9 protein-coding genes are annotated in these 10546 nt (G+C 71.7%); 4 read left to right on the top strand and 5 right to left on the bottom strand.

Annotated elements, in window-relative coordinates; all coding sequences use genetic code 11:
* Positions 1–7: 7 nt before the first annotated feature.
* Entirely contained in the window at positions 8–1576 is a 1569-nt protein-coding gene (locus tag CCO04_RS00280; RefSeq protein WP_215812099.1) for an ABC transporter substrate-binding protein, read from the bottom strand.
* 222 nt (positions 1577–1798) lie between these two features.
* Between CCO04_RS00280 and CCO04_RS00275 the strand changes: the two genes are divergently transcribed.
* Both CCO04_RS00275 and CCO04_RS00270 read left to right on the top strand, forming a co-directional pair.
* Positions 1799–3016, top strand: a complete 1218-nt coding sequence (locus CCO04_RS00275) for an aminopeptidase P family protein (RefSeq protein WP_215812098.1) — start codon at positions 1799–1801, stop codon at positions 3014–3016.
* A 3-nt stretch (positions 3017–3019) separates the two neighbouring features.
* Complete coding sequence (locus tag CCO04_RS00270) at positions 3020–3700, top strand: GntR family transcriptional regulator (protein WP_215812097.1); 681 nt, start codon at positions 3020–3022, stop codon at positions 3698–3700.
* A 14-nt stretch (positions 3701–3714) separates the two neighbouring features.
* Here the strand turns inward: CCO04_RS00270 and CCO04_RS00265 are convergent, their stop codons facing one another.
* Genes CCO04_RS00265 through CCO04_RS00250 form a run of 4 tightly spaced genes read right to left on the bottom strand, consistent with a single transcriptional unit; the run spans position 3715 to position 8220 of the window.
* Positions 3715–5124 carry a DUF1116 domain-containing protein gene (locus tag CCO04_RS00265; protein ID WP_215812096.1) on the bottom strand — a complete coding sequence of 470 codons (1410 nt, stop codon included), beginning with the start codon at positions 5122–5124 and terminating at the stop codon, positions 3715–3717.
* The gene (gene fdrA / locus CCO04_RS00260; RefSeq protein ID WP_215812095.1) at positions 5121–6677 is read right to left on the bottom strand and encodes an acyl-CoA synthetase FdrA; all 1557 of its coding nucleotides are present in this window, start codon (positions 6675–6677) and stop codon (positions 5121–5123) included. The genes CCO04_RS00265 and fdrA overlap by 4 nt, the downstream gene beginning before the upstream one ends.
* On the bottom strand, positions 6674–7291 hold the full coding sequence (locus CCO04_RS29555; RefSeq protein WP_215812094.1) for an ankyrin repeat domain-containing protein: 618 nt from the start codon (positions 7289–7291) through the stop codon (positions 6674–6676). Before CCO04_RS29555 ends, fdrA begins: the two co-directional genes overlap by 4 nt.
* Entirely contained in the window at positions 7288–8220 is a 933-nt protein-coding gene (locus CCO04_RS00250) for a DUF2877 domain-containing protein (RefSeq protein WP_215812093.1), read from the bottom strand. Before CCO04_RS00250 ends, CCO04_RS29555 begins: the two co-directional genes overlap by 4 nt.
* 105 nt (positions 8221–8325) lie before the next feature.
* On the opposite strand from CCO04_RS00250, the gene CCO04_RS00245 reads away from it, so the two are divergent.
* Both CCO04_RS00245 and CCO04_RS00240 read left to right on the top strand, forming a co-directional pair.
* Complete coding sequence (locus CCO04_RS00245) at positions 8326–9273, top strand: carbamate kinase (RefSeq protein ID WP_215812092.1); 948 nt, start codon at positions 8326–8328, stop codon at positions 9271–9273.
* A 39-nt stretch (positions 9274–9312) separates the two neighbouring features.
* Entirely contained in the window at positions 9313–9966 is a 654-nt protein-coding gene (locus CCO04_RS00240; protein ID WP_215812091.1) for a GntR family transcriptional regulator, read from the top strand.
* Positions 9967–10546: the final 580 nt, after the last annotated feature.

Raw genomic sequence — 10546 nt, 5'->3', positions numbered from 1 at the left:
CAGACGATCAGCCCTCGACCTGGTAGGTCTGGGGCATGTAGCCGGTGTGCGCGGGGTAGAGCTCGACGCCCTTGACCGTCGTCGGTACGACGACCGTGGTCACCTCGTCGGCGACGGGCATCGACGCGGAGTCGTCGATCAGCTTCTGCTCGACCTCCTTGTAGAGCTCGCAGCGCGTGTCGGCGTCGCCGGTGGCGTTGGCCTCGTCGAGGAGGGCGTCGATCGCCGGGTTGCCGTACTGACCGAAGTTGGTCGAGGTCTCACGGAACTTCGAGTGGTAGCGGGTGGTGAGCAGGCTGCCGACGTCCGGCGTGGGCGGGTTGTCCCAGATGACCGCCATGTCGGGCGTGGTCGCGACCGAGCCGAGGGACTCGATGTAGGTCGGGTAGTCGACGGTCTTGAGCTTCACCTTCACCCCGAGGTCGCGCAGCGTCGACTGCAGCGCGGTCGCGGCATCGGCCTGCTCGGCGAAGATCGACTGGTAGGCCAGGCTGAGCTCCTGGCCGCTCGCGGCGAGGCCCTTGAGCAGCTCGCGGGCCTGGTCGAGGTCCTGCTCGAACGGGGCGCTTTCCGGGCGGCAGTCCATCACCGCCGGGGCGACGCCCGTGGCGACGGCGCCGTGACCGCCGAGGATCGTCTTCACGTGCGCCTGGTAGTCGTAGGCGAGCCGGATGCCCTCGCGCACCTTCGGGTCGTTGAAGGGCGCGCGCTGGGTGTTGAAGTAGACGTAGAGGCCCTGGGCCTTGGCGAGCTCGACCGACGTCAGCCCGTCGTGCTCCAGCACCGCCTCCAGGTCCTGCGGCTCGATGCCGTCGGCGACGTCGATATTGCCGGCGAGCATCTCCTCGCGCTGGGTCGAGCTCTCCGGGATCAGCCGGTAGACGATCTTCTCGGGGGCCGCGGTGTTGGCCTCGCCGGTGAAGTCGTCGTACTTCTCGAAGATGATCTGCCGGTTCGGCTTGAAGTCGTCGAGCGTGTACGGGCCGCTGCCGGCCTCGTTCGACGCGAGCCAGGTCTGCCCGTCGTCGGTGCCCGCGTTCTTCGCGACCAGCTTCGCGTTGACGATGTAGACCTTCGCGAGGCCGCCGATGAACAGCGAGGACGGGCTGGCGAGGTTGATCTTCACCTCGCTCGGGCTGACCACCTCGGCCGAGGCGTAGTCGGAGAGGAACTGGGCCACGCCGACGCCGAGCTTCTTCGCGCGGTCGAAGGTGTACTTCACGTCCTCGGCGGTGACCGGCGCGCCGTCGTGGAAGGCGGCGCCGTCGCGCAGGGTGAAGGTGACCGAGCGGGCGTCGTCGGCGACCTTCCAGGACGTGGCGAGGCGGCCCTGGAGGCTGCCGTCGGGGTCGTAGTCGACGAGCGACTCGTACATCGGCACCACCGACTGGTCGACGGTGCTGTTGTCGGCGAGCACGGGGTCGATGCTCGGCACCGTCCCGTCGACGCCGAAGGTGAGGGTCGTGTCGCCGGCAGCCCCCGAGCTGCTGGGATCGGCAGCACAAGCGGTGACGGTTCCCAGGGCGAGGGCGGCGAGGCTGAGGCCGAGCGCCATCTTGGTCCGATTCGTGCTCACTCCGTGCTCCTTGTGTCCGGGTCGGCCTGTGAGCAACCTCACCCGGCCTGTATACATACAACACCACATGGCCGGCAATCCGCACAAGCCTTTCATGTAACTTTCTAAGCACTTAAATATTACGGAGGGCCTTGCTAGCGTGGGATTGGGCGCCAAACGGGCTCCCATCGGCGACACGCCACCGGCTGCGCCGTCATCCATTTGGTATACGAGGAGACCGCTGTGACCGAGTTCCCCACCGTGACGACCGCCGAACGGGACCGGCGCTACGCCGCCCTGCGCGCCCTCATGGACGAGCGCGGCATCGACGCCGTCCTCGTCTCGGGCCAGGGGCGCGACCAGCTCGACCGCTACCTCACCAACGAGGGCACCCGCAGCTACTGCGTCCTGCCGCGGCACGGCGACCCGGTGTCCGTCGTACCGACGGGCAACATCACGCTCGGCCGGTTCGACGAGCCCGGCAGCCGCTACGAGCGCTGGGTCGCCGACCAGCGGCTGACCCGGCCGGGCCACCAGCTCGGCGACGTCCTGGCCGACCTCGGGCTCACCGCGGCGACCATCGGCGTCGTCGGGCTGCGCAGCCGGGCGCCGGCCAGCATCGCCGGGACCATCCCGTTCGGCACCTGGCAGCGCGTCCTCGAGCGGCTCCCCGCGGCGACCTTCGTCGACCTGCACGCCGAGTACGAGCAGCTGATGCTCGTGCACAGCGACGAGGAGCTGGCGATGATCCGGCACTCCGCCGCCATCGGCGAGGCGGCCTGCGCGGCGATGATCGCGGCCGCCGGGCCCGGGGTGCGCGAGTCCGAGATCGTCGCGGCCGGCATGCAGTCGGTCACCGCCGCCGGCGGGCTGTGGCTCAACGGCCCGCAGCGCAGCGGCGCCGAGCGGCTCGGCTGGGCCGGCGCCGACTGGCCCTGGATGGGCGGCGGCTCGCGAGTGCTGGAGAAGGGCGACGTCTTCGGGGCCGAGCTGTTCACCCTGTACGGCGGCTTCGAGTCCCAGCAGCAGGTGGAGATCTCGATCGGCGAGCCCGACGACGTCCACCGGCGCCTGGAGGACGTCGCGGTCGAGGCCTACCGGCGCGGTGTGGACTACCTGCACGTGGGCGGTACCTTTGCCGAGCTGTGCGAGGTGATGGAGAGGCCGCTACGAGAGGCAGGCGCCTGGAACATGGGACCCGTGGTGCAGACGGTCTCGCCGGTGATCTACAACGGCGCGACCCACGTCGGGCTCGACCTGCAGCCCGCCCTGGCCGGCGTACCGCTCCCGCACACGACCCCGCGCGACGGTGACTTCGTGATCGAGCCGGGTGTCGCCTTCGCCTTCGAGCCCAACGCCTGCCGCGACCGCGCGCGGGTGAGCATCGGCGGCACCGTGATCGTCACCGGTGCCGGCGTCGAGGAGCTCAACACCCTCTGCCTCCAGGTCAACGTGGTGTAGTCGATGAGCCTGCCCCTGCACACCCACGGCGACGAGCTCGAGGACGACCTGCTGGTCGACCGGATCTACGTCGACCTCCTCGAGCGCATCGTCTCCGGCGTCCTCGCCCCGGGCGAGCGGCTGCGCGAGGTCCATCTCGCGACCCTGCTCGACGTCTCCCGGATCCCGGTCCGCGAGGCGCTGCGCCGGCTCGAGTTCGACGGCCTGGTCGAGATCCGGCCGCGCCGGGGTGCGACCGTGCGCCAGCTGACCATCGCGGACGTCGAGGAGCTCTTCGACGTCCGCGAGGCGCTGGAGGTCCTCGTCGCGCGGCTCGCGGCCCGGCACATCTCCGAGCACGGCATCGCCCTGCTCGACGAGGCGCTGGCGCAGAGCCAGGAGGCCCACCTCTCCGGCGACGACCGCCGGATCGCGGCAGCCAGCGCGCGCTTCCACGAGGTCATGCTCGAGCTCACCGGCAGCAGCCTGCTGAAGTCGCTGATGCGCATGGTCTCCGGCCGCGTGCACTGGCTGTTCCGGCTCACCACCTTCCGCGGCGACCACGGGCACCGCGCCGAGCACGACGCGATGCTCGAGGCCATCCGCAACGGCGAGGAGGAGATCGCGGCGGCCCTGGCCTATGCGCACGTCGCGCGCGGCCGGCGTCCCTCGATCGACGCCTTGCGGGCCATCCTCGACGGCTGAGGCCCGCCCACCCTTCAGGCGAGCGCGAGCAACGCCTCGGCGAAGGCCTCGGCCGGCGGGTGCACGATGCCGGCGCCGATCATGCCGATGCCCGGCTCGCGGTGCGCGATCGCGGTGTTGATCAGCGGCAGCACGCCGGTCTCGACGACCTTGCGCACGTCGATGCCGGTGGGGACCCCCATGAAGTCCAGCGCCGGGATCGTGATGTTGGGGTTGTTGGCCACGGTGATGGCGTTCATCGTGCGCGAGTGGCCCATCGCCTCCTGCACCGTGCCGCCGACGAGGGCGACGATGGCGGGCGCCGCGGCCATGGCGAACCCGCCGACGCCGTACGTCTCGGTGATGGCGGAGTCGCCCATGTCGAGCCCGGAGTCGGCCGGGGTGTAGCCGGCGAACATCGGCCCGACGACCTGCTGCGCGGGACCGGTGAACCAGCGATCACCCGTGCCCGAGACCCGGATCCCGAAGTCGACGCCGTTGCGGCACATCGCCGTCACCACGGTGGATCCCTCGACACCGGCCGCGGCGTCCGTGGCGGCCTTGGCCGCGACCATCCAGGTCGGTCCGGAGAAGTAGTCCGACGACGCCACGAAGTCGAGCACCTCGCGCTTCTCCTTCGTGGAGAACGACGTCTCGACGATGTAGGGCGTCAGCGCCTGGATCAGCAGGGTCGTGCCCGCCACGTTGCGGTTGTGCGCCTCGTCGCCCATGTGCAGCGCCTGGGAGAGCAGCAGGCGCAGGTCGAGGCCGTCCTCGTCGAGCGCGGTCGCGGCCGCCAGCACCGGGCCGAGGACGTCGCGCATCCAGCGCAGCCGGTCGATCACCGACGCGTCGTTCGCCCCGAACCGCAGGATCTTCGAGAGCTGCTCGGAGAGGTTGGAGTAGGCGGTGTTGCCGTGGGTGCGGTTGGTGACGCGGTGCACCCACATGCTGGCGCTGGTCACGCCGGCCATCGAGCCGACCGACTGGTGCTCGTGGCACGGGGAGAAGGTGATCTCGCCCGAGCCGGCCAGCTCGTCGGCCTCGGCAAGGTCGGCGGCCAGGCCCTCGAAGACGAGGGCTCCGGTCACCGCACCCCGCATCGGGCCGCACATCCGCTCCCAGGTGATCGGCGGGCCGGCGTGCAGGATCGTCGTCCGGGTCATCCCCGGCACGGTGTCGATCGCCTGGCCGAAGCCCTCCAGGAACGGCTGCGCGGCCAGCATCCGGCCCACCGCCACCTCGTTGGCGGCGTCGATCCGCTCGGCGACGTCGGGGCGCTCCAGCCGGGCGAGCGCCGCGACCAGCGCCGGGTCGCCGCCACCCGGCGGCCGCCAGTCCATCCGCACCGGTACGGCGCCCTGCGCGGCGAGGTCGTCGGCGAACATGTCGAGGCCGAGGTTGACGGGCCGCAGGCCGCCGGAGAACAGGCTGTCGATGCTCATCGGTGGGCACCCTTCATGACGAACTCACGGGCCAGCAGGCCCAGGTTGGTGGACGAGGAGGCGATCGTGACGCCGGCCTCCTCGAGCTGGGCGACCTGGCCGGCGAGTGCCGGGGTGTCGAGGTCGGTGCCCAGCACGTAGCCGAGGATCTCCAGGTGGTGTCCGCGTGCGGCGGCCTTGGCCTGGGCCTCCCGGATCGCCGGGAGGGTGACGCCGACCGGGTCCTCGTGGGCCCCGAAGCCGAGGACGAAGTCCATCGCGATGACGCCCACCTCGGGGTCGTCGGCCTCCTCGACGAGGCGCTGCAGACGCACCGACGGATCGATCATCGGGTGCGGGCGGCCGTCGGTGAAGTCGTCGTCGCCCAGGTCGAGGAAGGTGTGGGCGCGCGAGGCGTCGGCCGCGGTCAGCACCCGGGCCGGGTCCTTCTGGATGTTGGACCAGACCTCGTCGTACGTCGCGAGCGCGGCGAACATCGCCTCGTCGCACAGGGTGCCGCCGCAGAACAGGCCGCGGACGTACTTCTGCTCGGGGGCGAGCTTGCCCCGGACCTCCTCGATCAGCGGGAGGTTGAGCGCGTGCAGGTCGAGCGTGGACTCGTCGACCCCGGTGGCGAGAACGGCCGCCAGCGCGGCGGGCTTGGTCCCGGCGACCACCTGCACGTTCGGGTAGCCCGACTCGGTGCGCGGCGAGCCGAGGAAGCAGACGACGGCGGGCTTGCCGGTCGCGCCCAGGACGCCGAGGACCTTGTCGGCGACCTCCGCGGCCGGCGGCTTCGAGACGACGACGATGACGTCGGTGCCCGGATCGGCGGCCAGCGCCTCGATCCCGTCGATCATCATGAGCCCGCCGACCTCGGCGGACAGGTCGCGACCCCCGGTGCCGATCAGCTGCGAGATGCCGCCGCCGAAGTCGTGCACCCGCACCGAGATCTCCTGGCTGCCGGTGCCGGAGGCACCCACGATGCCGATCGAGCCGCGGCGCACGGCGTTGGCGAACGCCAGCCCGGTGCCGTCGATGATCGCCGTGCCGCAGTCGGGCCCCATGAGCAGCAGACCGCGGTCGTGGGCGAGCCGCTTGAGCTCGATCTCGTCCTCGACCGGGACGTTGTCGGAGAAGATCATCACGTGCTTGCCGGCGGTGAGCGCCGTGCGAGCCTCACGGACCGCGAACGCGCCGTTCACCGAGATCAGCACCAGGTTGCTGTCCGGGGCCTCCTCCAGGGCGCCGGCGAGCGTGCGGTGCCGGATCTCTGCGGGACCGTCGCCACCGGTGGGCCGGCGGGCGAGGATCGCCTCGACCTCGCCGATCGCGGCCGTGAGCTCCGCGTCGTCCCCCGCGACGTCGACGACGATCATCAGGTCGCTGGGCCGGGCCTCGGTGATCGCCGGGTCGGCGATGCCGAGGTTGGCCAGGACCTCCTTGTTCATCGGGGTCGCCATCGCCAGGAACGCCTGGGTGACACCTGCGACGGCGTTGGCTCGGGTGCTCATGGACATCAGCGACACCGAGTCGAGGTAGGTGTTGCGCCGGATCTCCACGTGCCGGGTCATCGCGTGGCCTCCTCGAGGTGGCGCTCGATGACGGCGGCGAGGTCGTCGAACCCGCGCTCCCGGGCCAGGGCGAGCGGGGTGACCCCCCACTCGTCGGTCATGCCGGGCTTGGCCCCGTGCGCGAGCAGGAGCTCGGCGGTCTGCTGGCGGACCGGCCCGCCGTCGCCGAGGATGATCGTCTCGATCAGCGCGGTCCACCCGACGCTGTTCGTCAGGTTGACGTTGATCCGGGTGTTCTCCAGCAGGTAGCGGACGATCTCGAGGTGGCCCTTCTCCGCGGCCGGCGTGAGGCCGTTGCCGCCGAAGCGGGTCCGCCGGGTCAGGTCCGTCCCGGCCTCGACCATGATCCGCACGAGCTCCAGGTCGTCGTGGATGCAGCCGTGCAGGAACGGGTTGAAGCAGGTCTGGTCCTGGGCGTCGATGTCGACGCCGGCGGCGACGAGGAAGCGGACGACGTCGTGGTGCCGGCCGCGGGCGGCGGCGAGGATCGCGCTCACCTCCTCGCGGTCCACCGCGTCCCGGTCCGCGCCGGCCGCCAGCGCGGCCCGGACGCCGTCCAGGTCGCCGGCCGCCGCTGCGGCGAGATAGCGCTCGTCGACGGGGGATGTGCTCACCGGTACTCCTTCAGGTCGGGGGTCAGGTCCGCCGCGGCGAGGAGGCCGAGGCGGACGCCCTCGAGCACGTCGGTGCCCGAGGTGTGGCCGATCGCGCGGACGGCGAGGACGGCGGCGCGAAGGTCCGGTCCGCCCGGCGCCGTCGTGGCGATCGTGGTCAGCAGGTCGTGGATCCGCCACCGGGCGCGGCCGGCCGCCGCCTCGGCCAGCATCGCCGCACCGACCGCGGTGGTGCGCTCCTCCAGCGGCGTGCCCGCGGTGAGGGCGCGCGCGATGCCGTCGCGGACCGCGCCGAGCCGGCCCTCGTCGGCCGCGGCCACCACCGCCAGGCCGGTCAGGACGTCGTCCCCGCTCGGGGTGAGGCCGGCGCCCAGCCCGACGAGGGCGGCGGCGGCCGCGGAGACGGCGGTAGTGACGGCCGCGGGGTCGTGGTGACGGATGGCCGCGGCGAGGCCGGCGGTCCGTCGTCCCAGCACCTCGGCGGCCGCGGCCTCGAAGGGGGACCGCTCGGCCGGCGTCGGCAGCAGGCCCGCGATCACCGCGGCCGCGGCGCGCAGCCGGTCGGGGCCGAGGGCGGAGAGATCCGTGGTCGGCGGCTGCCGGCGCTCGGCACCCGCCAGGACGACGTCCACACCGGCGGGTTCAGGACGGAGCACGGGGCCCGGGCCGAACCGGACCGTGTCACCGCGGTGCCAGCGAAGCGCAGGCCAGGCGGCGGCGTCGACCCGGATCGTGCGCGGCGCGTCGTCGAGGACGGCACTGGCCAGGCAGCAGAGCAGACCGTCGGGGGTGCGCAGGTTGATCACGTGCTCGTGCACGGAGTGGACCTCCCCCCGGCGACCGTCCTCAGGCAGCCGCGCGACGAGGTCGGCGTCCACGGAGACGGCCGCGACCTGTCGCACCGCCTGCTCCTGCACCGCCACCGTCACCTCGGGCTCCTTGGTTCGCGACCGGCGGATCACCGCCGAGCAAGAATGGTATACCATTCTTGCAGTTGGTATACCAAACAAACTCAGGCATCGGAGAGGACGTTCATGCGAGTCGTCGTAGCACTGGGGGGCAACGCGCTGGCGCGCCGTGGCGAGCCCATGACCGCCGAGCACCTGCGGGCCAACGTCCGCTCGACGTGCCAGGCGCTGGCCGAGCTGGCCCGCACGACCGAGCTGGTGATCACGCACGGCAACGGACCCCAGGTCGGCCTGCTGGCGCTGCAGAACCTCGCCTACCAGGACGTCGCGGCGTACCCGCTCGACATCCTCGGCGCCGAGACCCAGGGCATGATCGGGTACGTCGTCCAGCAGGAGCTCTCCAACGCGGTGCGCGGCGAGCGCGAGGTGGCCGGCATCCTCACGACCACGGTCGTGGCCGAGGACGACCCGGCCTTCGACCGGCCCACCAAGCTGATCGGGCCGCAGTACTCGGCCCACGACGCCGCCGAGGCGGCCGCGGCGTACCGGTGGACGATCGCCAAGGACGGCCCCGCGTTCCGCCGTGTCGTCCCCTCACCGCAGCCGCTGGCCATCGTCCAGGCGCCCCTCATCCGCCGACTCCTCGAGGGCGGCACGCTCTGCGTGTGCGTCGGGGGCGGCGGCGTACCGGTCCGGCTCGACAGCCAGGGCCGCCAGGTCGGCGTCCAGGCGGTCGTCGACAAGGACCAGGCGAGCGCGGCCCTGGCCGCCGAGATCGGCGCCGACCTGCTCGTCATGCTCACCGACGGCGACTACGTGAGCGAGAACTGGGGCACCCCGGACCAGCGCGACATCGTCACCGCCTCGGCCGACGCCATCGCCGCCCTGGCCTTCGCGGAGGGCTCGATGCAGCCCAAGGTCGACGCCGCGATCCGCGTCGCCCGCGCCGGCGGCCGGGTCCTCATCGGCCCCCTCGACCGCCTCGACGACCTGCTGGCCCGCCGGATCGGCACCGAGATCGTGCCGACGCTCGACGAGGGCATCGTCTTCCTCGGCGCGGAGGCCACCGGCTGAGACGCTACGCTCGGCGGCGCGCGAGGAGAGGCGGACACGGTGGGACCAGCGGCTGAGGCGCCCCAGGAGTCCGCCCGGGTGGCGGAGTGGCTCCGCAACCAGATCATCGACGGCGCGCGCCCGCCCGGCAGCAAGCTCATCGAGCGCGACCTCGCCACCGAGTTCGGCGTCAGCCGGGTGCCGGTCCGCGAGGCGCTCAAGCTGCTCGACGCCGAGGGCCTGGTCACCCTGCGCCCCCGCACCTGGGCCGTGGTCCGGGAGTTCTCCCCCGATGACCTCGCCGAGCTCGACGAGGTCCGCTCGGCCCTCGAGGTCCTCACCTTCCGCCTCGCCGCCCAGCGCCGTACGGGACCCGGGCTGGCTCGCCTGCGCGTCGCCCTCGACGCCGAGCTCGCCGGCGCCCACGCCGCCGACCCCGTCGCCGCCCGCCGCGCCGCCGCCGACTTCCACGAGATCGTCACCGACCTCGCCGGCAACCGCCTCCTGAGCGAGCTCACCCAGACCATGCGCAGCCGCCTGCGCTGGCTCCTCGGCCAGCACGACGACCTCCTGCACGTCACCGAGGAGCACCAGGTCCTCTACAACGCCATCGCCGCCGGCGACGTCGACGACGTCGAGCGGCTGGTGCTCGCCCACATCGCGAGCAGCCACCGCCAGCGGGCCGAGCACGAGCGGGCCCGACGCGGCGGGTGACGCCCTCGGCTTGGCGGCGTGGGGCGACGGCCCGGTCCTGCCGACGGACGCGTTCGACGAGCAGCAACGGACCGTCCGAGGCACCGACGACGTCGCCAGTTGTGCACGCTCTCGAAGCGAACGCCAGGGGCAACGGAAATCGTTGACAGGAGATATCTCACATGCCAACATGGCGTATCGCTTGACGTGAATAGGGTTCTGCAAGCGGTCGAGATGTAGATCGACGGTCACGGTGATGCCGAGTGCCCCGGTGGCCGACCTTCTGCTGACGTATCCAACCGTTCGATGCACGCCGTGAATGGCGCGTGACGGACGCTACGTCAGGAAGGAGTCGATCCGAATACCTCACCATCTGTTGCGGCTCATCCCCTTTGGGTCGCACTCGCCGCTCAGTATCCGGGCCGTCGTCGGCCGTTACTGAGAACGCGACCCCCCGTCTCTGATTCGACGTCGTTCCCGCGACGTCTTTTCGTGACGCCCTGAATTTGGGCCCGAGCCTCTTTGGCGACCCAAAAATCCGATCGCTGCCTACAAGTGAGGAACGATGAAGACCATTTCAAAGTTTGTGCTCAGCGGATTG

The sequence above is a fragment of the Pimelobacter sp. 30-1 genome (assembly GCF_018831735.1).
In the GTDB taxonomy this organism is placed as follows: domain Bacteria; phylum Actinomycetota; class Actinomycetes; order Propionibacteriales; family Nocardioidaceae; genus Nocardioides.
The sequence above is the reverse complement of the archived record's forward strand: the minus strand, read 5'-3'. Positions and strand labels throughout refer to the sequence as shown.